The 21,155-nt window shown below is 57.5% G+C and carries 25 protein-coding genes; 10 read left to right on the top strand and 15 right to left on the bottom strand.

Going from position 1 to position 21,155, the window contains the following annotated elements; all coding sequences use genetic code 11:
* Window positions 1-5 precede the first annotated feature (5 nt).
* From lpdA to sucC, 13 genes are all read right to left on the bottom strand, one after another.
* A complete protein-coding gene (gene lpdA, locus RLO149_RS15105) occupies window positions 6-1,394 on the bottom strand; it encodes a dihydrolipoyl dehydrogenase (RefSeq protein WP_013962970.1) in 1,389 nt (462 codons plus the stop codon).
* Between the two features lie 95 nt (window positions 1,395-1,489).
* Entirely contained in the window at window positions 1,490-1,879 is a 390-nt protein-coding gene (locus RLO149_RS15100; RefSeq protein WP_013962969.1) for an MAPEG family protein, read from the bottom strand.
* Window positions 1,869-2,144 carry a hypothetical protein gene (locus tag RLO149_RS15095; RefSeq protein WP_013962968.1) on the bottom strand — a complete coding sequence of 92 codons (276 nt, stop codon included), beginning with the start codon at window positions 2,142-2,144 and terminating at the stop codon, window positions 1,869-1,871. The genes RLO149_RS15100 and RLO149_RS15095 overlap by 11 nt, the downstream gene beginning before the upstream one ends.
* 9 nt (window positions 2,145-2,153) lie before the next feature.
* On the bottom strand, window positions 2,154-2,537 hold the full coding sequence (locus RLO149_RS15090; protein ID WP_013962967.1) for an MAPEG family protein: 384 nt from the start codon (window positions 2,535-2,537) through the stop codon (window positions 2,154-2,156).
* A gap of 69 nt (window positions 2,538-2,606) precedes the next feature.
* A complete protein-coding gene (locus tag RLO149_RS15085; RefSeq protein ID WP_148264371.1) occupies window positions 2,607-2,945 on the bottom strand; it encodes a hypothetical protein in 339 nt (112 codons plus the stop codon).
* 161 nt (window positions 2,946-3,106) lie between these two features.
* On the bottom strand, window positions 3,107-4,603 hold the full coding sequence (odhB, locus tag RLO149_RS15080) for a 2-oxoglutarate dehydrogenase complex dihydrolipoyllysine-residue succinyltransferase (protein WP_013962966.1): 1,497 nt from the start codon (window positions 4,601-4,603) through the stop codon (window positions 3,107-3,109).
* A 3-nt stretch (window positions 4,604-4,606) separates the two neighbouring features.
* Entirely contained in the window at window positions 4,607-7,567 is a 2,961-nt protein-coding gene (locus RLO149_RS15075; RefSeq protein WP_013962965.1) for a 2-oxoglutarate dehydrogenase E1 component, read from the bottom strand.
* A complete protein-coding gene (locus RLO149_RS15070; protein ID WP_013962964.1) occupies window positions 7,564-8,070 on the bottom strand; it encodes a DUF805 domain-containing protein in 507 nt (168 codons plus the stop codon). The genes RLO149_RS15075 and RLO149_RS15070 overlap by 4 nt, the downstream gene beginning before the upstream one ends.
* Before the next feature lie 202 nt (window positions 8,071-8,272).
* Window positions 8,273-9,160: a succinate--CoA ligase subunit alpha gene (sucD, locus tag RLO149_RS15065; RefSeq protein WP_013962963.1), complete on the bottom strand. Its 888-nt coding sequence runs from the start codon at window positions 9,158-9,160 to the stop codon at window positions 8,273-8,275.
* Window positions 9,161-9,175: 15 nt separating this feature from the next.
* Entirely contained in the window at window positions 9,176-9,679 is a 504-nt protein-coding gene (locus tag RLO149_RS15060) for a hypothetical protein (RefSeq protein WP_013962962.1), read from the bottom strand.
* The gene (locus RLO149_RS15055) at window positions 9,676-10,257 is read right to left on the bottom strand and encodes a hypothetical protein (RefSeq protein WP_013962961.1); all 582 of its coding nucleotides are present in this window, start codon (window positions 10,255-10,257) and stop codon (window positions 9,676-9,678) included. Before RLO149_RS15055 ends, RLO149_RS15060 begins: the two co-directional genes overlap by 4 nt.
* On the bottom strand, window positions 10,254-10,808 hold the full coding sequence (locus RLO149_RS15050) for a hypothetical protein (RefSeq protein WP_044025374.1): 555 nt from the start codon (window positions 10,806-10,808) through the stop codon (window positions 10,254-10,256). Before RLO149_RS15050 ends, RLO149_RS15055 begins: the two co-directional genes overlap by 4 nt.
* A gap of 54 nt (window positions 10,809-10,862) precedes the next feature.
* Window positions 10,863-12,056: an ADP-forming succinate--CoA ligase subunit beta gene (gene sucC, locus RLO149_RS15045; protein WP_013962959.1), complete on the bottom strand. Its 1,194-nt coding sequence runs from the start codon at window positions 12,054-12,056 to the stop codon at window positions 10,863-10,865.
* Window positions 12,057-12,515: 459 nt separating this feature from the next.
* Here sucC and RLO149_RS15040 point away from each other — a divergent pair, with 459 nt between their 5' ends.
* The gene (locus RLO149_RS15040; protein WP_013962958.1) at window positions 12,516-13,268 is read left to right on the top strand and encodes a VPLPA-CTERM sorting domain-containing protein; all 753 of its coding nucleotides are present in this window, start codon (window positions 12,516-12,518) and stop codon (window positions 13,266-13,268) included.
* A gap of 72 nt (window positions 13,269-13,340) precedes the next feature.
* Here RLO149_RS15040 and mdh read toward each other — a convergent pair whose 3' ends face one another.
* On the bottom strand, window positions 13,341-14,303 hold the full coding sequence (mdh, locus tag RLO149_RS15035) for a malate dehydrogenase (protein WP_013962957.1): 963 nt from the start codon (window positions 14,301-14,303) through the stop codon (window positions 13,341-13,343).
* Between the two features lie 147 nt (window positions 14,304-14,450).
* Here mdh and RLO149_RS15030 point away from each other — a divergent pair, with 147 nt between their 5' ends.
* On the top strand, window positions 14,451-15,206 hold the full coding sequence (locus RLO149_RS15030; protein ID WP_013962956.1) for a sulfite exporter TauE/SafE family protein: 756 nt from the start codon (window positions 14,451-14,453) through the stop codon (window positions 15,204-15,206).
* Window positions 15,207-15,286: 80 nt separating this feature from the next.
* Here RLO149_RS15030 and RLO149_RS15025 read toward each other — a convergent pair whose 3' ends face one another.
* The gene (locus RLO149_RS15025; protein ID WP_013962955.1) at window positions 15,287-15,619 is read right to left on the bottom strand and encodes a hypothetical protein; all 333 of its coding nucleotides are present in this window, start codon (window positions 15,617-15,619) and stop codon (window positions 15,287-15,289) included.
* Between the two features lie 367 nt (window positions 15,620-15,986).
* Here RLO149_RS15025 and RLO149_RS15020 point away from each other — a divergent pair, with 367 nt between their 5' ends.
* The 8 genes from RLO149_RS15020 (at window position 15,987) to sdhD (ending at window position 21,147) form a co-directional block, all read left to right on the top strand.
* Entirely contained in the window at window positions 15,987-16,844 is an 858-nt protein-coding gene (locus RLO149_RS15020; RefSeq protein WP_013962954.1) for an HpcH/HpaI aldolase/citrate lyase family protein, read from the top strand.
* 4 nt (window positions 16,845-16,848) lie between these two features.
* Entirely contained in the window at window positions 16,849-17,406 is a 558-nt protein-coding gene (locus RLO149_RS15015; protein WP_013962953.1) for an NnrU family protein, read from the top strand.
* Between the two features lie 16 nt (window positions 17,407-17,422).
* Complete coding sequence (locus tag RLO149_RS15010) at window positions 17,423-17,626, top strand: DUF1737 domain-containing protein (RefSeq protein WP_013962952.1); 204 nt, start codon at window positions 17,423-17,425, stop codon at window positions 17,624-17,626.
* The gene (locus RLO149_RS15005) at window positions 17,626-18,660 is read left to right on the top strand and encodes a MaoC family dehydratase (protein ID WP_013962951.1); all 1,035 of its coding nucleotides are present in this window, start codon (window positions 17,626-17,628) and stop codon (window positions 18,658-18,660) included. Before RLO149_RS15010 ends, RLO149_RS15005 begins: the two co-directional genes overlap by 1 nt.
* 126 nt (window positions 18,661-18,786) lie before the next feature.
* Window positions 18,787-19,506, top strand: a complete 720-nt coding sequence (locus RLO149_RS15000; protein WP_044025373.1) for a DUF4344 domain-containing metallopeptidase — start codon at window positions 18,787-18,789, stop codon at window positions 19,504-19,506.
* Window positions 19,507-19,561: 55 nt separating this feature from the next.
* Window positions 19,562-20,227, top strand: a complete 666-nt coding sequence (locus RLO149_RS14995) for a DUF1194 domain-containing protein (RefSeq protein WP_013962949.1) — start codon at window positions 19,562-19,564, stop codon at window positions 20,225-20,227.
* 154 nt (window positions 20,228-20,381) lie between these two features.
* Window positions 20,382-20,765, top strand: coding sequence for a succinate dehydrogenase, cytochrome b556 subunit (gene sdhC / locus RLO149_RS14990; RefSeq protein WP_013962948.1), 384 nt, complete (start codon window positions 20,382-20,384; stop codon window positions 20,763-20,765).
* A 10-nt stretch (window positions 20,766-20,775) separates the two neighbouring features.
* Window positions 20,776-21,147 (top strand): succinate dehydrogenase, hydrophobic membrane anchor protein, encoded by a 372-nt coding sequence (gene sdhD / locus RLO149_RS14985; RefSeq protein WP_013962947.1) that lies wholly within the window; start codon window positions 20,776-20,778, stop codon window positions 21,145-21,147.
* Window positions 21,148-21,155 lie beyond the last annotated feature (8 nt).

Below are 21,155 nucleotides of genomic sequence, written 5' to 3'. Positions count from 1 at the left end.
CCTGATCACATGTGAATTGCGCCGCTACCGCAGGCCAGTGCGGCCTCACGGACCGCTTCGGAGTAGGTGGGATGCGCATGGCAGGTCATGGCGAGGTCCTCGGCGGAGGCGCCGAATTCCATGGCCACGCAGATTTCGTGGATCAGATCACCTGCCGCCGGGCCGACGATATGTGCGCCCAAGATGCGGTCAGTTTCTTTGTCGGCGATGATTTTAACAAACCCGTCGCCCGCAAAATTCGCCTTGGCGCGCCCATTGCCCATAAAGCTGAATTTGCCGACCTTATAGGCATGGCCCGCTTCCTTGAGGTTTTCCTCCGTCATGCCGACGTTCGCCACTTCAGGGTGGGTGTAGATGACGCCGGGGATCACGCTGTAATTGACATGTCCATGTTTGCCTGCAACCTGCTCGGCTGCGGCCATGCCTTCGTCCTCGGCTTTATGTGCCAGCATCGGGCCGTCAATCACGTCGCCGATCGCATAGATGCCGGCCACAGAGGTTTCCCAATGGGCGTTGACCTCAATCTGTCCCCGCGCAGACATCTTGACGCCCAGCGTGTCCAGACCCAGCCCTTCGGTGAAGGGTTTGCGGCCCGTGGCCACCAGAACCACATCGGCATCCAGCACATGTTCGCTGTCGTCCTTGCGCAGCTTGTAATGTACTTTCGCCTTGGTCTTGAGGCTTTCTGTCTTTTGCACAGCCGCGCCCATAATGAATTTAAGGCCCTGTTTTTTAAGCGTTCTTTGGAAGGTCTTTTGGACCTCTGCGTCCATGCCGGGGGTGATCGCGTCGAGGTATTCGACCACCGTGACCTCAGCACCGAGGCGCGCATAGACCGATCCCAGTTCCAGCCCGATCACGCCCGCACCGATCACCACCATCTTTTTTGGGATCTTCGCCAGTTCCAGTGCCCCGGTTGAGGTCACGACGGTTTTTTCATCCACCTCTACACCCGGCAACGAGGCCGGTTCGGAGCCTGAGGCGATGATGATATTCTTGGCTTCATGCACCTCGTCCCCGACCTTGACTTTGCCGGCCTCAGGGATCGATCCCCAGCCTTTCAGCCAGTCGATCTTGTTCTTTTTGAACAGAAATTCGATGCCCTTGGTGTTCTGGCCGATGGTGTCTTCTTTATAGGACATCATCTTTTTCCAATCGACGGACGGGCTTTTACCCATCAGCCCCATGGCGGCGAAATTATGCTCTGCCTCATGCAGCATATGGCTCGCGTGCAAGAGCGCCTTGGACGGGATACAACCGACATTCAGACAGGTGCCGCCCAGCGTGTCGCGTCCTTCGACGCAGGCCACTTTCAGACCCAGTTGCGCGCAGCGAATGGCGCAGACATAGCCGCCGGGGCCTGAGCCGATGATGATCACGTCGTAGCTGGCCATGGTATTTTTCCTTTGTTTTCAGGCGTCGGTATCGTGTCGGTGACACGTCGGTATTACGTCGGTGCGCAGGTGGCGCGGTTGGGCATAAACTGGCATCAAATAAGTCCCGCAATCAACAGTGCGGTTGTCGCGGCGACACCGATCATCCAGATGACCGAACGCCATGGGCTGAGACCGAAGGCATAGGCGGGCACGTAAGCGATGCGCGCAGCCAGATAGACCCACGCGCAGGCGGCGGTAAAGCCTGTGGACTGCCCTGAGATCGAGACAACCCCCACGGCAATCGAAAAGAGGATCAGCCCTTCGAAGTGGTTGTTCATCGCCCGCTGCAAACGAGCTGCAACGCCGGTGAGATGCACCGGCGTGTCGCGCGGCCCAAAGGCCGTTTTGGCATCAATCTGCATATTGCCCGCGACGGAATAGGCCCCCATCTGGGCCACCTGCAACAGCGCTGCGAGGGCAAGGACCGTCAGTTCAGGTGTCATCGTTTCGGCCTCGTTCCTGTGCGCGCAGATACAGCGCGACGCCCCATGCAGATGTGGCGTAAAGCACGGCAAACCCTGTGCCTGTGGCAGAGGCGCCCAGAATGATGGCCTTGGTATGGATCAACAGGGCCAGCAGGGTCATGACAGCTGCGATCCGAACCGCGGCTGTTGCGGGCGTTTCAATGCAAAACGCGATGAAGCGCAAGACAGGTTTCAGCAGCGGGGATGCAGGTGGTTCTGGCGGCGTTGATGATTGGGTTGTCACGTGGCCCCCTCAAAGTGACAGGAAGTATATGAGTGCAGTTGACAGCAAGCCAACCGTCCACGCAAGGCTGCGGATGCCCGTGAGCCCAAAGGCATAAGCGGGCAGGTAGACGAGACGCGCGAGCAGGAATGCCTGACAGGCGAGAAGCGACTGGTTGGTGGCGCTGTCGGTGACGACGATCAGCAGGACGGCAGGCGCGAAAAGCACCATTGCGTGGATCGAGTTGTGCAGTGCGCGTTCCAGCCGCCCCGCGATGCCGGACACTGTGCGCCCTTCATCGCGCGACCCCAGCAGGTAGGCTATGCCAAGCTGCGTCATCGCACCTGTGGCCTGAAGGATCAGGGTGAGGATGACCAGAAGGCCGTAGAGGGCGAGGATGGTGAGTTCGGTCATATTGTTTGCCTTTCTCTTACAAACCTAAGCCGCGATACCATTGATCAGCATTACAGTAGTGCCAGGCGACTATCTGCATGTTCCCTGATACAATAGCATACCACCCGTGTCGGCCCGGTCATTGATATCCCAGCCATTCTGGCAAATATTATTCTGCGCGACAAACTGGGCAATGTAGTCCTGCCGAACGTTTTCTTGTTGGCTCGGATCTACCAGACCATTCAAGCCATTGGTTGTAAACGCATATCTAAAGCCAGAGCTGCCATCTTGGCCACGTACTACAGTGCCGGTGCCACGGGCAATATCCAACGCCCCAGTTTTATTTCCTGACAAAAGCGCAACTTCTGTGGGTGTACAGGCTGCTAGGACAAGGGTTGCCAACCCCACAAACGGCACGAGTTTATACATGGTGACACTCCTGAACAAGTTTTGCGTCTTCATATGGCGGGTGCATGTTGCAGGCCCTCGGGCTGACGACCCCGTCGACGTCAAAAGGTCCGCTGGACTTTTTGCAAGATGGCTTGTGGCCCGAGTTCGGGCGCGGCTCCATGATTTCAAAAGTCAGCAGATTATAAATCCATTAACAAACGCCGTGGGTCTTCCAGCGCTTCTTTCACGCGCACGAGGAAGGTCACAGCGCCTTTGCCATCCACGATCCGGTGGTCATAGCTGAGCGCCAGATACATCATCGGGCGGATCACCACCTGGCCGCCGATGGCCATCGGGCGGTCCTGAATTTTATGCATGCCGAGGATGCCCGACTGCGGTGGGTTCAGGATCGGGGAACTCATCAGCGAGCCGTAAACACCGCCGTTCGAGATCGTAAACGTCCCGCCTTGCATTTCGGCCATCGACAGCTTGCCGTCGCGTGCGCGCGCGCCCTTCTCGGCAATCGCCTGTTCGATGGCATGGAACGACATGGCGTCCGCATCGCGAATGACCGGCACCACAAGGCCCGTGGGCGTGCCCGCCGCGATCCCCATATGGACGAAGTTCTTGTAGACGATATCCGTGCCATCAATCTCTGCGTTGACCTCGGGCACCTCGCGCAGGGCGTGGCAGCAGGCCTTTGTAAAGAAAGACATAAAGCCCAGTTTGACACCATGCTTTTTAAAGAACAGGTCTTTGTACTCGTTGCGCAGGGCCATCACCTCGGTCATGTCGACCTCGTTGTAGGTGGTGAGCATGGCAGCGGTGTTCTGGCTGTCCTTGAGGCGCTTGGCGATGGTCTGGCGCAGGCGCGTCATCTTGACCCGTTCTTCGCGGCTGGCGTCATCCGCAGAGACAGGCGCGCGCGGGGCCGCGGGGGCCGCTGCGGGGGCAGGGGCCGCATTGGCCGCAGCTATGGCGCTGCTGACGTCTTCTTTCATAATACGCCCGTCGCGCCCGGAGCCTGTCACCTGATCAGGACTTATTCCGGCCTCCGCCATTGCTTTTTTGGCGGAAGGCGCGTCTTCGACGTCCTTGCTGCCACTTGCAGGGGCCGCTGCGGCGGCAGGGGCGGGTGCTGACGCCGGGGCGGCGGATGCACCGTCGCCCGAAGACAGGAGCGCCAGTTTGCCACCAGCCTGAATGGTTGCGCCTTCAGCGGCCAGTATTTCCGTCAAGACACCTGAGGCAGGTGCGGGGACCTCGACACTGACCTTGTCGGTTTCCAATTCGCACAGCATTTCGTCCTGCGCCACGCTGTCGCCGACGGCCTTGAACCATGTGCTGACGGTAGCCTCGGTTACGGATTCGCCCAATGTGGGGACCATGACATCGACAGACGCGGATGCGGCAGCCGGTGCGGCGGCGGCGGGTTTTTCGGCGGGGGCAGCCGCTGCGACCCCTTCGGCTATTGTCGCGAGCAACGCATTTACGCCGACGGTATCGCCTTCGGCGGCAACGATTTCACCCAATGTGCCAGCGATGGGAGAGGGCACTTCGACCGTGACCTTATCCGTTTCCAACTCGCAGAGCATTTCGTCCACGGCCACAGCCTCACCGGGTTTCTTGAACCAGGTGGCCACGGTGGCCTCGGTCACGGATTCGCCCAATGTCGGTACGCGTACTTCAGTGGTCATTTCTTAGTTTCCTTCAATCGTCAGCGCTTCGTTCACGAGAGCTGCTTGCTGTGCTTTGTGCTGAGACGCCAGTCCGGTCGCGGGCGAGGCGGAGGTGGCGCGGCCAACATAGATGGGCCGCGCGTGTTTGGCTTTGATGCGGCCCAGAACCCATTCGATATTGGGTTCGATAAACGTCCATGCGCCCTGGTTCTTGGGTTCTTCCTGACACCAGACAACCTCGGCCTGTTTGAAGCGTTCAAGCTCCTTGACCGCAGATTGGGCGGGGAAGGGATAGAACTGCTCAACACGCAGGATGTAGATGTCGTCGATCCCGCGCTCGTCGCGTTCCTCAAGCAGGTCATAGTAGACCTTGCCCGAACACATCACGACGCGTTTGATCTTTTTGTCCGGCACCAGTTTGGTTTTGGAGTTGCCCTGCTGCGCATCGTCCCACATCAGGCGGTGGAAGCTGGAGCCGGTGGTGAATTCCTCGGCTGTGCTGACCGCGAGCTTGTGGCGCAGTAGCGATTTCGGGGTCATCAGGATCAGCGGCTTGCGGAACGAGCGGTGAATCTGACGCCGCAGAATATGGAAATAGTTGGCCGGTGTCGTGCAATTGGCGACGATCCAGTTGTCCTGCCCGCACATTTGCAGGAACCGTTCCAGCCGGGCGGAGGAGTGCTCCGGCCCTTGCCCCTCGAACCCGTGGGGCAGCAGGCAGACAAGGCCCGACATGCGCAACCATTTGCTTTCGCCGGAACTGATGAACTGATCGAACATGATCTGCGCGCCGTTGGCAAAATCACCGAACTGTGCTTCCCAGAGGGTCAGCGCGTTGGGCTCGGCCATGGAGTATCCATATTCAAACCCAAGCACCGCATATTCCGAGAGCATCGAGTCGATGACCTCATATTGGGCCTGTCCGGATTTGATGTTGTTCAGCGGATAGTAGCGTTCTTCGGTGTTCTGGTTCACCAGACCGGAGTGGCGCTGCGAAAAGGTGCCGCGTGTGCTGTCTTGACCCGAAAGACGCACGGGATAGCCCTCAGTCAGCAACGAGCCGAAGGCCAGTGATTCAGCGGTCGCCCAGTCAAAGCCTTCGCCGTTGTCGAACATCTGCTTTTTGCCATCCAGCAGGCGCCCGACCGTTTTATGGATCGGATAGTCGTCCGGTGCTGTGTAGAGCGCCTTGCCCACCTCGGCCATCGTTGCCTTGGAGATCGCGGTTTTGCCGCGCTGATACTGGTTTTTCTGCTTGTCCAGATGCGACCATTTCCCGTCGAGCCAGTCCGCCTTGTTCGGGCGGTATTCTTTCCCGGCCTCGAACTCTTCGTTCATATAGGCCTGAAACGCCGCCTTCATGTCTTCGATCTCGCCTTCGGGGATCAGCCCGTCCTTGACCAGCCGTTCGGTGTAAAGGCTGAGCGTGGTTTTGTGGCCCTTGATCTTCTTGTACATCATCGGGTTGGTGAACATCGGCTCATCACCTTCGTTATGGCCAAACCGGCGGTAGCAGAAGATGTCGAGCACCACGTCCTTGTGGAATTTCTGGCGGAATTCGGTTGCGACCTTGGCCGCATGCACGACCGCCTCGGGGTCATCGCCGTTCACGTGGAAAATGGGCGATTCCACCACCAGCGCATTATCGGTCGGATAAGGCGAGGAGCGCGAGAAATGCGGGGCCGTGGTAAAGCCGATCTGGTTGTTCACCACGATGTGCATGGTGCCGCCCGTCCGGTGCCCGCGCAGACCCGAGAGCGCGAAACATTCCGCCACGACGCCTTGTCCGGCAAAGGCTGCATCGCCGTGCAGCAGGATCGGCATGACGCTTGTGCGGTCAGGATCGTTGTTTTGATCCTGCTTGGCGCGACATTTGCCCAGAACCACCGGGTTGACCGCCTCAAGGTGGCTGGGATTGGCGGTCAGGCTGAGGTGCACGGAGTTGCCGTCAAATTCCCGATCAGATGAGGCACCAAGATGGTATTTCACATCGCCGGAGCCGTCGACATCCTCAGGTTTATAGCTGCCGCCCTGAAATTCGTTGAAAATGGCGCGGTAGGGTTTGGCCATCACATTGGCCAGCACCGACAGCCGCCCCCGGTGGGGCATGCCTATCACGATGTCGCGCACACCCAGCGCGCCGCCGCGTTTGATGATCTGTTCCATCGCGGGCACGAGGCTTTCGCCGCCAACAAGGCCGAACCGTTTGGTGCCCATGTATTTGACGTGGAGAAATTTTTCGAAGCCTTCGGCCTCGACCAGTTTGGATAGGATCGCCTTGCGCCCTTCACGGGTAAAGGCGACTTCCTTGCCGAACCCCTCGATCCGCTCCTTGAGCCAGCCGGCTTCTTCGGGGTTTGAGATGTGCATATATTGCAGCGCAAAGGTCCCGCAGTAGGTCCGTTTCACGATCGACAGGATTTCGCGCATCGACGCCATTTCAAGGCCAAGCACCTTGTCGATGAAGATCGGGCGATCCATGTCCGATTCAGTAAACCCGTAGGATTTGGGGTCAAGCTCGGGGTGGGGGGTCTGCTCGCGCATGCCCAGCGGGTCCAGATCGGCCACAAGGTGGCCCCGGATACGATAGGCGCGGATCAGCATCAGCGCGCGGATGGAATCCAGCACCGCACGTTTGATCTGCTCATCGGTTACTGCGACACCCTGCTCGGCGGCTTTGGCCTGAATTTTGCCAGCGGCCGCTTTGACCTCGGGCTCCGGCGCCCATTCGCCAGTGAGTGCCGCGGTCAGATCATCGGCGGGTTGCGGCGGCCAGTCGCTGCGCGCCCAGGATGGCCCCGACGCCTCGCGTTTGACCGAGACCTCATCATCGCCCATGGCCTTGAAAAACGCCTGCCACGCCTCATCGACGGCCGATGGGTCATTGGCATAGCGCGCATACATCTGTTCGAGATATTCCGCGTTGTGCCCCTGCATGAAGCTGGAGGCGTGGAACTGGTCGTTGGCGGGATGGTCGGTCATTGGGATACCTCATGTGGGTTGGGACCGTAGGTGTTGGGGCCGGGTTGAGACGGGCGAGTGAGCCAGAAGACTACGATGAATGGCGAAAGTGCTACGATGATCAGCGAAATGATCACGATGATCCCGAAGGCACCCTCAAATAAAGATGCAGGGTCGGAGCTGGTCAGAAGCTCAGTGCCTCCAAAAAGACCGATGAAAATGGATAGTCCAACAATCGCGATCAACGGATAAAACAGATAGACACCCGACCGCCCGCTGTCGTGCATGCGACGCCAGCCAACGGCGAGAGTTGGAATAAAAGTAGCCAGGTTGAAGGCTCCGGAGAGCAGGGTCGGGCCGCCGGGGGTGCCCGATGCTCCGTTGATGACCCCCTCAATAAAACCGAAAAACAAACCGCCCAATATAGTGAACAGGAAAAACCACCAGTATTCTGATCGCGATGCACGGCCGGAGAACGTGAAGTATTTTCGAAAGCAGGTTTTGATGGATTGGGTGAAGGTCATTGAGCGCACCCTTCCGCCTGGCGGGTACCGCCGGGCAGCGCCCGAACCGCCCCCACGGGGCGGGCGCTTCGCTTCCCACCCCTCGGTTCGGACACTGCCCTCTGTGCGCAAGTCCAACGCTTGAGTGCTGGCCGGGGCTCCGCCCGTTCGCCGCTCGAAAGCGCCATTGGCGCTTTCGCCTCGCTTATGCTCGGATCGCGGCTCACCCCTTCGCAATCGCTTCCTGAACCGCTTCGCCCAGTGTCGCGGGGCTGTCGGCGACCACGATGCCTGCAGCGCGCATGGCGTCGATTTTATCCTCGGCACCGCCTTTGCCACCGGCGACGATTGCGCCCGCGTGACCCATGCGGCGGCCGGGAGGGGCCGTACGGCCCGCGATGAAGCCGGCAGTCGGCTTCCAGCGGCCCTTTTTCTTTTCATCTGCCAAGAACTGTGCCGCGTCTTCCTCGGCGGAGCCGCCGATTTCACCGATCATGATAATGCTCTGGGTCTCTGGATCGGCCAAAAACATTTCCAAAACGTCAATGTGTTCGGTGCCTTTGATCGGATCGCCACCGATGCCCACGGCGGTAGACTGGCCCAGCCCCAGATCGGTGGTCTGCTTGACCGCCTCATAGGTCAGCGTTCCGGAACGGGAAACGACCCCGCAAGATCCGCGTTTGTGGATATGTCCGGGCATAATGCCGATTTTGCACGCATCCGGCGTGATAACCCCGGGACAATTCGGGCCGATCAGTCGGGATTTGGACCCCTCAAGCGCGCGCTGAACTTTCATCATGTCCAGCACCGGGATGCCTTCGGTGATGCAGACGATCAATTCCATCTCGGCATCGATCGCTTCCAGGATACTGTCGGCGGCAAAGGGGGGCGGCACATAGATCACGGAGGCGTTGGCTTCGGTCGCGTGTTTCGCCTCATGCACGGAGTTGAACACTGGCAGGTCCAGATGCGTTTGCCCGCCCTTGCCGGGGGTCACGCCGCCCACCATTTTTGTTCCGTATGCAATAGCCTGTTCGGAATGGAATGTGCCCTGTGATCCGGTCAGACCCTGACAGATCACCTTGGTGTTTTCGTCGATAAGTACGGCCATTTTGTTTCCTTTGACTTACATTTTAATGGCGATGGCACTGGTGCCATCATTGAGACAATCGCCACTGTTGCCAGCGGCAGAATAGGTGACGCGGATGAGCATTTGCGTCGCAAAGATCGACAGCCCGTCACAGGGGGCGACGGGTTGGTTTATGTTGCGTTCGGGATTGCCCAGCGTGACCTTGCCCGGAAAGAGCGTTTCAGCAGTGCGCTGGCCCATCTCTTCGGCGATCGCCAGCGGGACATCAGTTGTTTGCATCATGCAATACCCGGCCTTGAAAACGCCGGAAACACCGGGAGCGGTGAATTCGGTAACGCCCTCATCGAGGCCCTTGCCCAGCGTGAAGCCGGTGCTGGAAAACGCAAAGGGCATGTCCTGCGGCGTGCGGTAGTTGCGCAGGCACAATTCAAAGGCGAGCCGCATGTTCTGGGTCGCAACTTTCAAGCTGCCCTGTGCCGCGACTTGCAAGGGCATCAGCGTTACGCAAGTGAGTATGAACAGGGCGGCGCGCCGGATCATTGCACGTCCTCCAGCGGGACGGTTGCGGACACGGTGAACAGCACCTGCGGGGAACTCATTTCGATCAGAATAAGATCAGAGCGCGGGCCAAGTGCCCCTTCGAGAAGGAATTTCCTGTAGGTTTGTGAGATGCCATCCACGTCCCCTTCGGCATCGTCGTTTGGGTCCATCAATGTTATGCGCGTGGGACCACCTGCAAGCCGCATGCTACCGTCAGCAGGCAGGATCTGGCGCAGGGTGGCTTCCATGGCATTAGAGTTGAAGTTGTGATCGGGACTGGTCCGGGCGATCTGGCAATAGACATGCGCCGCTTGCGTGCCAACGGCGACTTCAACGAGGCGATACTGGCCGAGACCCCAGCGCCCCTGATGACGCCGAAACAGGCGACCATCTGCGGATTGCTCATGCCTGAGATACTGCAGGTTTGCCGGAGATTGGGCCATGGCAGTCACAGGATTTGCAAGAAACGGCGCGCACGTGCTGGAAAAGTCGTTCCAAAGATCCGTCAGGATCGCGCTGGGCGCCTGCGCTGCGGCAGGACCTGCAAGGCAGAGGGATATGGTGAGGGCGCGGATCATTTGCTGATGTCCGGTTTGTCGATGCGGACGTCAACTTCGAGAGCCAACGAGTCAACGTCAAACGCTACTACTAGATGCGTTTCGCGTCCTTCGAAAACGCCATTCAGAACAAAGGTATAACCCAATGGGCTTTTGTCGGTAACAGGAGCACCATTTTGCATTTTTACCCGCACAGGCCCGCCGACCATCTCAATTGAACCAGTTTGGGCAACCAATGTCCGAAAAAGTGCTGCTGATCCAGCAAGGTCCTCTGCGGGAAAATCTCGATAAGAACTTGTGAAGCACGTGAAGTGAAAATAACTGCGCGTCTCTTCCATCACTACGCCGAAGCCAAAATTTTGGGCATTAGCTTCTTGGACATAGTCTAGAAACGCGTCATCTTCCGTTCCTGCTATAAAAAGCCCAACGCCTTGACGCGGAAGCGCATTTCGTGCCGCCGCTGGGTTTTCGATGAAAGGGGTGCACCTTTCAATAAATGCTGCCCAAGCGCCAACAATGAATTGTTGGTCTGAACGGGCGACCTGAGCGAACGAAAACCCAGACAGCGACATGCAGATGCATGCCGCTAAGCTGACGGTCGATTTGCCTAGTCGCCCTGACACTTTTCAGCCCTTCACAGCCTTCACGATTTTCTGCGCGCCGTCCTTGAGGTTGTCGGCGGCGATCACATCAAGGCCGGAGTTGTTGATGATATCCTTGCCCTGCTGCACATTCGTCCCTTCGAGGCGGACAACCAGCGGTACTTTGAGGCCGACTTCTTTTACCGCGGCGACGACGCCTTCGGCGATCACATCGCAGCGCATGATACCGCCGAAGATGTTCACCAGAATGCCTTTGACCTGCGGGTCGGAGGTGATGATCTTGAACGCTTCGGTGACCTTTTCCTTGGTTGCACCACCGCCCACATCGAGGAAGTTCGCAGGTTCCGCGCCATAGAGCTTGATGATGTCCATTGTCGCCATCGCCAGCCCCGCGCCGTTCACCATGCAGCCGATTTCACCGTCCAGAGCAATATAGTTGAGATCGTATTTGGAGGCTTCCAGTTCCTTGCTGTCTTCCTCGGTGACATCGCGCAATTCGGAAATATCCGCATGGCGGTACATCGCGTTACCGTCAAAGGCCACCTTGGCATCAAGGACCTTGAGATCGCCGCTATCGGTGACGATCAGCGGGTTGATCTCCAGCATTTCCATGTCTTTTTCCATGAACGCATTGTAGAGCAGGCCCATCAGGCCCACGCATTGCTTGACCTGCTTGCCTTCCAGGCCCAGCGAGAATGCGATGCGGCGCCCATGAAAAGCCTGATAGCCGGACGCGGGATCAACGGAGAAAGACAGGATTTTTTCCGGCGTGGAGGCGGCGACCTCTTCGATGTCCATGCCGCCCTCGGTTGAGCAGACAAAGCTGACGCGGCTGGTTTGGCGGTCCACTAAAAGCGCGAGGTAAAGTTCGGTTTCAATCCCGGCCCCATCCTCGATGTAGATGCGGTTCACCTGTTTGCCTGCGGGGCCTGTCTGATGCGTCACGAGCGTGCGGCCCAGCATCTTTTTCGCCTCTTCTGCAGCTTCGGCGACGGATTTTGTCAGGCGCACACCGCCTTTTTCGCCCGCGTCGACCTCTTTGAACGATCCCTTGCCGCGCCCGCCTGCGTGTATCTGCGCCTTTACAACCCACAATGGCCCGTCCAGTTCGCCTGCGGCGGTCTTGGCATCTTCGGCCTTGAGCACAACGCGGCCGTCTGAGACCGGTGCGCCATAGCTGCGAAGGAGGGCTTTGGCTTGGTATTCGTGGATATTCATGTCAGCGTCCTGTCAGATTGCGATTGGATGCATGCTAGAGCGAAAGCTGAAGTCAAGTGAACCGCATTATGGATAAAAAAGGACTAAACCGGGTATTCTTTTAATTTTGTGATCACAGCATTAAATCGTGTGATCACAAAATCAAACCAGCCAGTTTTTCGAATCAGTTGCGATGGGATTCGATACTTAAAGAACTTCAATCTGTGTCGACGAAGTATGTGCTGTATCTCTATTTCTACTAAAAATAGAAATTTACCGAAAAGCTATGTGCCGAATACTACCTGTGGATGAAGCTTGGGCAAAACGCGTTAATTTTATATTAATAGCTTGGTTAACGTGCTTAAATGACGCCACAGGTTAAAGATGTATATTCCGATCGAGATTTCATTTCTTTGCCTCATTAACTTCTGCGCTTTGTCCGAAAAACCGGCAGCGTGATTATCTGGTAGGAGAGATTAAATGAATAAGTTTTTAACGGCCACGTTGGCAGCGGGTGTCGCGGTCACGATGGCAAGTGGCGCTTCTGCGACCACGTTTGATTTTGCTGCTCTAGCGAATTCAGGCAGCGGTCCTCTTTTTTACGAGGGCAGTTGGGAAAGCCGCGTTGATACGACGGCAGCTGGTGGCATGTTTGTCGATGCGTCGGATACTTTCACCGTGGGCGGCATAGGCGTCGTAGCTACAGCCGGATCATATGACAGCACAGGCACAACCACAGGTGCTTTGGGCGGTGCAAGCGCGTATTTGGACAAAGACTCCGACGGTAGACCGGCGGGACTTGGTGTGGCTCAGACATCGTCTTTGACCGGCGATGATCAAGCAGACCCCGGAAGCGATGACAACACGGGCGTACTCGGTAACAACGGTGGCGATATATTCGAGTATCTCATTTTGACGTTCACAGAGTCGGTATTCATGCAAGGCGTCACGTTCTATAATGATGGTCACTTTCTCATTACGGATGGCAAGGTCGGATACAATCAAGACGGCAGCGAAGTTATGACCGACCTAGCAATCACAATGGGCGTAAATGATTACACTTCGCTCGGGGCGTCTGATACTTGGGTGTTTGGTAAAGTGGCTGATGGCCACAACTTTTACATAAACGCTGTTTCTGTCGCGCCCGTTCCAGTACCTGCGGCGCTGCCATTGCTATTGGCTGGCATCGGCGGCTTTGGCTTCATGGCACGGCGCAAGCGTAAAGCGGCTTGAACCAGTCCATAGACAAACAAAAAACGCCCCGGAGATTTCCGGGGCGTTTTCTTTTGTGTCAGCTATTTCGGTTCAGGACAAGCTGTCGTCGATGCCCTTGCAGGCTGTGACCAGCCCTTTGACCGCCTTGACAGAGCTGTCGAACATGGCCTGCTCATCCTTGTTCATCGAGATTTCGACCACGCGCTCGATGCCGCCCGCGCCGATCACCGTGGGCACGCCGACATAAAAGCCCTTCAGGCCATAAGCACCATCAACATAGGCCGCGCAGGGCAGCACGCGTTTCTGGTCCTTGAGGTAGCTTTCGGCCATTTCGATCGCGGATGTGGCAGGCGCATAAAACGCAGAGCCGGTTTTCAGCAAGCCGACGATTTCGGCACCGCCGTCGCGGGTGCGTTGCACGATGGCATCCAGTTTATCTTGTGTGGTCCATCCCATCTTGACCAGATCCGGCAGCGGGATGCCCGCAACGGTGGAATAACGCACCAAAGGGACCATCGTGTCACCATGACCGCCCAGAACAAAGGCGGTGACGTCTTTCATGGACACATCGAATTCATCCGCGAGGAAATGCCGGAAGCGTGCCGAATCAAGGACACCCGCCATACCGCATACTTTTTCATGCGGCAGGCCCGAGAATTCGCGCAGGGCCCAGACCATCGCATCGAGCGGGTTGGTGATGCAGATCACGAATGCATCGGGTGCATGTGCGGCAATCCCTTCGCCGACAGATTTCATCACCTTGAGGTTGATCCCCAGAAGGTCATCGCGGCTCATGCCGGGTTTGCGTGCAACACCAGCGGTCACGATGCAAACATCCGCGCCTGCGATATCGGCATAGGATTGTGTACCCGACATTCTGGCATCGAATTTTGCGGATGGGCCGCTTTCGGCGATATCCAGCGCTTTGCCTTCCGGGACGCCTTCGGCGATGTCGAAGAGGACGACGTCGCCCAATTCCTTGAGGGCTGCGAGGTGGGCGAGCGTGCCGCCGATCTGGCCTGCGCCGATCAGTGCGATTTTGGGTCTTGCCATTTTGAAGATGCTCCGCGTTCGGTTGATTTCGTAGCCCTGCTAGCGAATGAACGCGGCTTGCGCAAGTTTACTTAGAGGATCGAACCAATCATTGGCCCCCGCTGATAGCATTGGACAATGCTCTGTGTATGGGTCTTAAAGGCAGGGATGCTGACACTCGACCTGACATTTTTCCTGATCGCAGGACCGGCCGTTATATTCGCGGGGATTTCCAAGGGGGGATTTGGATCAGGCGCCGCCTTTGCCTCGGCGAGCATTCTGGCGCTGGTCGTGGAGCCCGGCCTCGCTCTGGGGGTGATGCTGCCTCTGTTGATGCTGATCGACGCCAGTACGCTGCGGCCGTATTGGCGCAAGTGGGATATGCAGGCAGCGATTTTGCTGATTCTGGGCGCACTGCCTGGCGTGGCACTTGGGGCAGCTTTGTACAAACTGACAGAACCGGATGTTTTCCGCGTGCTTATTGGCGTGATCTCGGTTGGGTTTGTGATCTGGCAGATCGCCACCGCGAATGGTTTCATTAAAGTTGCAACCAAGATGCTGTCCCCCGCGGCGGGCGTTTTCGCGGGTGCGGTTGCAGGATTCACAAGCTTCGTGAGCCACGCGGGGGGGCCGCCCGCCGCGATTTACCTGCTGTCAAAGAAACTAGGCAAAACGGAATATCAGGCAACCACGGTGCTGGTGTTCTGGGCCGTGAATATTGCGAAATTCATTCCCTATGCGTTTCTTGGCATGTTTACCTTGCAGACGGCGACCGCCAATCTGGTGCTGGCCCCCTTCGCATTTCTGGGGGCCTCGCTTGGTGTCAAAGCACATGCTGTGGTGCCCGAACGCGCGTTTTTTGCGCTGACGTATGTTTTGCTGACCGTCACGGGCACCAAGCTGATTTGGGACGGGCTGACCTGAGCCAAGGCGACGCCGGCACTGATGGGAGCCTTATCCGGCTGCGCCATGCAAGACTGAAGCGCCGTATTAGAGTGACGCGGTTACACGTCTTCGCCTTTGACTGGTAGGACTTCGTCAAGTTGTTCAAATGACTGCCCTGATGCCACCAGACACGTCAGCCCATTGGGCGTTGTGACGGTGATCGTCCAAGTGCCGGTGCGCTCTGATGCGAAGACCTCAACAACAGAGTTGTTAGCGCCAAGGCCCATGGAATGGCGGGTTTCGCCGTATCCTTCGGCAAGCCTGTCTACAACCGCCTCGCGCGGGCCACAATTGCGCGGGTTTTCGGCAGCCGCGCTATGGCTGGATACGATGTAAAGAGCAGCGGCTGCGGTGAGCGCGCCAAGATGCAGTACTTTTACAGTGCGTTTCATGTCTATCTGCCTCAAGAGTAAGTTGAAATTTGACCTTCTGGTCAGACCGGTTTTCCGGCAGTGACCGGATTAATCCGGTTGGTATGCAGTCGCTGCGGGTGTGTCCGGCCATTTTCAGGCGGCAGTTTTTTCTGCACTGGGCACAGGTCTGTTGAGCGACCCCTGAAGCATCCGTTACAGAGTTGAACTAATCGTAAAGACCACGCGCGCAAACAGTTTCAATTTGAGGCTTTCTGCACTGCAGCGAGAAAATGCTTGATGTTCAATTCTAAAAATAATACGAATTCGCGCAAGTTTATAAGGCGCGCTGATGCCTCGGTCTTTTGGCACAGGCTTCCGGCGTCGCGGTCACGATCGGAGTTGTTTCATGTCACATTCCAACCGACCCCTGCGGTCCGTCCTGTACTTGCCTGCGTCCAACCCGCGCGCTTTGGTCAAGGCACGCAGTCTGGACGTGGATGCGATCATTTTTGATCTCGAAGACGCGGTGGCGCCTGATGAAAAAGCAGGCGCACGCGATACGCTCGCACAGGCGCTGTCTGAGGGCGGCTATGGCGCGCGCCTGAAAATTGTGCGGGTCAACGCGCTCGACACGCCCTGGGGTGTCGCGGATTCAAAGGCGGCGACTGACATGGGCGCGGATGCGGTGTTGCTGCCAAAAGTGGATGGACCGGAGCACCTTGAGGCGCTCGCGGCGCTCACCGGTGATTTGCCGCTGTGGGCGATGATGGAAACGCCACTTGGCATGTTGAATGCCGCCGCAATTGCCAGCCACGAGCGCTGCGCAGGGCTGGTTATGGGTACCAACGATCTCGCCAAAGACATGGGCACGCGGTTCCGCTCGGATCGTTTGCCGATGATGGCCGGGCTGGGCCTGTGCCTGTTGGCCGCCAAGGCGCATGGTGTTGCGATTGTGGACGGTGTCTATAATGCCTTTAAAGATGATGAGGGGCTGAAGGCCGAATGTGATCAGGGCCGCGACATGGGTTTTGACGGAAAAACGCTGATCCATCCCGCACAGATCGCAATCGCGAATGCAGCCTTTGCGCCAACGGAAGAAGAAGTCGAACTCGCCAAGCGTCAGATTGACGCTTATGAGGCTGCATTGGCCGAAGGTCAGGCGGTTGCCGTGGTCGACAGCCGGATCGTTGAAAATCTGCATGTTGCAACTGCGCGCGAAACATTGGCAAAAAGGGACGCAATAGCAACCCTGAACGCGAGGTAGCAAAATGTTACTCCTGATCGCCGGCCTGATCCTTTGGATCGCAGCACATTATTTCAAACGCCTGATGCCACAACAGCGCGCGGCGATGGGAAACGCGGGCAAGGGTGTCGCCGCCGTTGCGATTGTCGCATCTCTTGTTTTGATGGTGATGGGGTACCGGGCTGCAGACTTTATCCCCGTCTGGCAACCGCCTGCCTTTATGATGCACGTCAACAACACGCTGATGCTCTTTGCGCTCTGGGTCTATGGATCGAGCGCTGCGAAGGGCGCCAAGGCGTGGCCTGCATACAAGCTGCGTCACCCGCAGCTGGTAGGGTTCAAGATCTGGGCGCTGGCGCATTTGCTGGTCAATGGCGATCTCGCGTCGATTATTCTGTTCGGCGGGCTGCTTGCCTGGGCCGTGGGGTCGGTGATCCTGATCAACAAGGCAGAACCTGAGTGGACCGCACCTGAGCGGGCGGGCATGGCGACGCGCGTGCGTCTGGCAGTGATCACGCTGGTTCTCTACGGGCTCATTTCAGCTGTTCACATATGGGCGGGCGTCTGGCCATTCCCGACTTAACTCCGGAGCATTGCGCATGATACTTTATCGCTTCCTCTCAGCGGAGGATACTTCCGCCTTTTGCCATAAAGTCACGGATGCGTTGAACAAAGGCTGGTCCTTGCACGGTAGTCCGACGCAGACGTGGGACCATCGTGCGGGTGTCATGCGCTGCGGGCAAGCGGTCACCAAAGAGGCGCTCGGCACCTATACCGCTGACACCAAACTCGGAGAGCACTGATGCGCACCAAGACCAATGACGGCCGCTTTTTCGAAGACTATGCGGTCGGGCAGGTGATCAATCATGCAGTGCCCCGCACGGTCAAAATGGGCGAACGCGCGCTTTATCATATGCTCTATCCGGCGCGGCATGCGCTTTATTCATCGGACCAGTTTGCGCAAACCTGTGGGATGCCATTCAGCCCGCTGGATGACATGATCGCCTTTCATGTGGTCTTTGGCAAAACCGTGCCAGATGTGTCGCTGAACGCGATTGCCAATCTCGGCTATGCCGAAGGGCGCTGGCATCTGCCGGTCTGGCCCGGGGACACGCTGCGCTCACGATCCGAGGTCATTGGGGTCAAGCAGAATTCCAACGGGAAAAGCGGCGTGGTCTGGGTGCGTACCACCGGCCTGAACCAGAACGATGAAACGGTCATGGACTATGTGCGCTGGGTGATGGTGCGCAAACGGGACCCGGAGGCGGATGCGCCCGAACCGGTGGTGCCGGACCTTGCCAAAGTGGTCGCGCCGGACACGCTGGTGATCCCGCGCGGTCTGGATTTCACGAACTATGATTTCACCCTCGCCGGTGAGCCGCATCGCTGGGGTGATTACGAGGTGGGTGAGACGATTGATCATGTGGACGGCGTCACCATAGAAGAAGCAGAACACATGATGGCGACCCGGCTGTGGCAGAACACCGCCAAGGTTCACTTTGACACCTCGGCGCGCCCGGATGGCTCGCGATTGATTTACGGGGGGCATGTGATCTCGATGGCGCGCACGCTCAGTTTTAACGGGCTGGCGAATGCGCAGATGATCGTGGGGCTGAATGGCGGCGCGCATGCGAACCCCTGTGTCAGTGGCGATACCGTGCGCGCCTGGTCCGAAGTGCTGGACAAGGCCGAAACATCTGCGCCGGGCGTTGGCGCGATCCGTTTGCGTCTGGTGGCGACCAAGGGCGGCGCCCCCTTTGATCTGCGCGGTGAGGATGGGAAATACCTGCCCAACGTGCTGCTGGACCTCGATTACTGGGCCTTGATGCCCGTGTAACAGCGTGACTTCGTTGCGTACGCCGCCTAATCTGCGCGCATCTTACCCGTGTCCTACATGATTGTTGCCGCCTGCGCGCTGCGCTTCCTTGCAGGGCATCGGCGCGCATAGATGGAAAGGCCAAGCATGCGTAAAGCGTTCATTGCGATGCTATTCGCGGCCATGCTGGTTTTGCCGGCGACCGCGAAATCGAATGACCGGACGGATGATTTCGTAACCGCAAATACGCTGGCCATTCTCTATCACGAGTTGGGTCACGCGTTGATTGATATTCTGGACTTGCCCGTCTTCGGTCAGGAAGAAGACGCAGCGGACGTGTTGAGCGTGTTGCTGATCCATCAGCTTTACGATGACGGCGATGCGAGCGACATCATCTATGATGCGGCTTTCGGTTTCCTGCGGGAGGCAGAAGAATATGAACCTGCGCTCTGGGGCGTACATGGTCCGGACCTGCAGCGCTATTACACGATGATTTGTCTGTTTTATGGCGCTGATCCCGATGGTCGCCATGACCTCGCAGAGGAGCTTGATCTGCCGGAAGAACGACGTGACACCTGTTCCGATGAATTTGAACTGGCCGAGGCAAGCTGGGGGCCTGTGCTGGATGAGATTGCTGAGGAGGCTCCGGGTAAGAGCCTTGTTTTTAAGGGCGACGTAACCGGTTTGCTTGGTGGTGTGCTGGCCGAGGAGGTTGCCGCGCTGAACGCCGATTTTGCCCTGCCCGACAGCGTTTATCTGTCAGTGCAGGACTGCGACGAAGCAAATGGGTTTTATGACCCGGAATCACGCGAGATCATTCTGTGTTCTGAACTGGACGGATATTTGCGCGACCTGTCGAATTTTTGATCGCTGTTTTGCTGAAAATGCTGGGCATGTCCCGATAGTGGCATAACCTCGGCTTATGAGATTTATATGGGTTGGCGTCATTTATCTGTTTGGGTCCGTGCAGGCTGCGCTGGCCTGCCAGTTGGCGCTTGTGTTGGCCGTCGATATTTCCGGGTCTGTAGACAAACACGAATATCGCATTCAGATGGACGGGCTTGCTGCGGGTTTGAGGGACGGCATCGTCGTGGATGCGCTGCTGGAGCAAGAGGCGATGGTGACGCTGATCCAATGGACGGGGTCAAGCCGCCAGCGGCAGACCATACCCTGGACAGCGATCCGCGCGGCCGAAGACGTAGCGCGCCTTGCAGACCGAATAGCGGCGGATGAACGGGTTTGGCGCAACTATTCAACGGCCGTCGGCGAGGCCCTGATCGCGGCGGAACAGGCGTTAAAATCCGTGCCGCATTGCGCACGCAAGGTCATTGATGTGTCCGGTGATGGAATATCAAATGAAGGTGCAGCGCCGGACAGTCGCAGAGCGGCACTGACCGCGTTGGGGGTGACGGTAAACGCGCTGGCCATTGAAACCGATGAGGACGATCTGACGGGCTGGTTTTACGAGAACCTCATCCACGGTGAGGGTGCCTTTGTCATGACCGCAGACAGCTTTGAGGATTATCCGGCGCAGATAAAGCGCAAACTCCAGCGTGAAACGACGCGACAGCTCAGTCGAAATGATTAATGTGATCACGGTTTTGTTAGGTGTGATCACAAAACGCGCAAAAGGGAGAATTTTGTTCAGATCGCGCCAATTTAACGCGCTTTTTGGCCGATGCCGCAGGTGACAAGTGCAATAATAGGAGTAAAAGAATATCAGCGAATAAAAGGAACATATCATGGCTGATGTGAATCGGGGCAACCGTCCCTTGTCACCGCATCTGAGAATCTACCGCCCGCAGCTCACGTCAATAACCTCTATCTTGACGCGGATCACGGGAAACGCTCTGCTGATTTCCTCCCTGCTGGTTGTGTGGTGGTTTCTCGCGGCGGCAACGTCGCCTGAATCCTTCGCGGTTGCCAATGGCGTGCTGACCAGCTGGTTCGGTGATGTGGTCATGACCTTGTCGCTCTGGGGGCTATGGTATCATACGCTTGCCGGTGTGCGGCATCTGATCTGGGACCAAGGCATCGGCCTTGACATCGAAACCGCGTATAAAATGGGCTATGCGGTGATCGGCGGATCTTTTGTGCTGACACTTTTGACCATCATCTTGATCTAAGGGGCCTGTGATGAGCTATCTAACCGACCGAAAGCGCGCTGTGGGCCTTGGATCTGCCAAGTCCGGGACGGAACACCACTGGTCGATGACGGTCAGTTCTGGTGCGCTGCTTATTCTGATCCCGCTGTTCGTCTTTACCTTTGGCCCGATGCTGGGCGCGTCATACGAAGAGGTTACGGCCTATTTCGCCCGCCCGTTCCCGGCGGTAATTGCCGGTTTGACGATCATTGTAACGTTTAAGCACTTTGCGGGGGGCGTTCAGGCGCTACTTGAGGACTACGTGCACGGTGTGGCGCAAAAAGTGGCGATCGTGGCGATGACATGCGTCAGCTATGCGGCCATGGGTTTTGGCCTCTATGCGATTGTTCGCCTCGCACTGTAAAAATCATT

The sequence above is a fragment of the Roseobacter litoralis Och 149 genome (assembly GCF_000154785.2).
Taxonomy (GTDB): Bacteria; Pseudomonadota; Alphaproteobacteria; order Rhodobacterales; family Rhodobacteraceae; genus Roseobacter; species Roseobacter litoralis.
Note: the sequence above shows the minus strand (reverse complement) of the source record. Positions and strands in the feature narration are given on the sequence as shown.

Excerpts from the sequence above, each read along its gene's own strand:
- RLO149_RS15020 (WP_013962954.1), top strand. The coding sequence starts at position 15,987 with ATGTCACATTCCAACCGACCCCTGCGGTCCGTCCTGTACTTGCCTGCG.
- sucD (WP_013962963.1), bottom strand. The coding sequence starts at position 9,160 with ATGGCCGTACTTATCGACGAAAACACCAAGGTGATCTGTCAGGGTCTG.
- RLO149_RS14995 (WP_013962949.1), top strand. The coding sequence starts at position 19,562 with ATGAGATTTATATGGGTTGGCGTCATTTATCTGTTTGGGTCCGTGCAG.
- RLO149_RS15005 (WP_013962951.1), top strand. The coding sequence starts at position 17,626 with ATGCGCACCAAGACCAATGACGGCCGCTTTTTCGAAGACTATGCGGTC.
- RLO149_RS15030 (WP_013962956.1), top strand. The coding sequence starts at position 14,451 with ATGCTGACACTCGACCTGACATTTTTCCTGATCGCAGGACCGGCCGTT.
- RLO149_RS15085 (WP_148264371.1), bottom strand. The coding sequence starts at position 2,945 with ATGTATAAACTCGTGCCGTTTGTGGGGTTGGCAACCCTTGTCCTAGCA.
- mdh (WP_013962957.1), bottom strand. The coding sequence starts at position 14,303 with ATGGCAAGACCCAAAATCGCACTGATCGGCGCAGGCCAGATCGGCGGC.
- RLO149_RS15090 (WP_013962967.1), bottom strand. The coding sequence starts at position 2,537 with ATGACCGAACTCACCATCCTCGCCCTCTACGGCCTTCTGGTCATCCTC.
- RLO149_RS15010 (WP_013962952.1), top strand. The coding sequence starts at position 17,423 with ATGATACTTTATCGCTTCCTCTCAGCGGAGGATACTTCCGCCTTTTGC.
- sdhC (WP_013962948.1), top strand. The coding sequence starts at position 20,382 with ATGGCTGATGTGAATCGGGGCAACCGTCCCTTGTCACCGCATCTGAGA.
- RLO149_RS15025 (WP_013962955.1), bottom strand. The coding sequence starts at position 15,619 with ATGAAACGCACTGTAAAAGTACTGCATCTTGGCGCGCTCACCGCAGCC.
- sdhD (WP_013962947.1), top strand. The coding sequence starts at position 20,776 with ATGAGCTATCTAACCGACCGAAAGCGCGCTGTGGGCCTTGGATCTGCC.
- RLO149_RS15100 (WP_013962969.1), bottom strand. The coding sequence starts at position 1,879 with ATGACACCTGAACTGACGGTCCTTGCCCTCGCAGCGCTGTTGCAGGTG.
- RLO149_RS15050 (WP_044025374.1), bottom strand. The coding sequence starts at position 10,808 with ATGTCGCTGTCTGGGTTTTCGTTCGCTCAGGTCGCCCGTTCAGACCAA.
- lpdA (WP_013962970.1), bottom strand. The coding sequence starts at position 1,394 with ATGGCCAGCTACGACGTGATCATCATCGGCTCAGGCCCCGGCGGCTAT.
- RLO149_RS15040 (WP_013962958.1), top strand. The coding sequence starts at position 12,516 with ATGAATAAGTTTTTAACGGCCACGTTGGCAGCGGGTGTCGCGGTCACG.
- RLO149_RS15055 (WP_013962961.1), bottom strand. The coding sequence starts at position 10,257 with ATGATCCGCGCCCTCACCATATCCCTCTGCCTTGCAGGTCCTGCCGCA.
- RLO149_RS15075 (WP_013962965.1), bottom strand. The coding sequence starts at position 7,567 with ATGACCGACCATCCCGCCAACGACCAGTTCCACGCCTCCAGCTTCATG.
- RLO149_RS15000 (WP_044025373.1), top strand. The coding sequence starts at position 18,787 with ATGCGTAAAGCGTTCATTGCGATGCTATTCGCGGCCATGCTGGTTTTG.
- RLO149_RS15060 (WP_013962962.1), bottom strand. The coding sequence starts at position 9,679 with ATGATCCGGCGCGCCGCCCTGTTCATACTCACTTGCGTAACGCTGATG.
- RLO149_RS15070 (WP_013962964.1), bottom strand. The coding sequence starts at position 8,070 with ATGACCTTCACCCAATCCATCAAAACCTGCTTTCGAAAATACTTCACG.
- RLO149_RS15015 (WP_013962953.1), top strand. The coding sequence starts at position 16,849 with ATGTTACTCCTGATCGCCGGCCTGATCCTTTGGATCGCAGCACATTAT.
- odhB (WP_013962966.1), bottom strand. The coding sequence starts at position 4,603 with ATGACCACTGAAGTACGCGTACCGACATTGGGCGAATCCGTGACCGAG.
- sucC (WP_013962959.1), bottom strand. The coding sequence starts at position 12,056 with ATGAATATCCACGAATACCAAGCCAAAGCCCTCCTTCGCAGCTATGGC.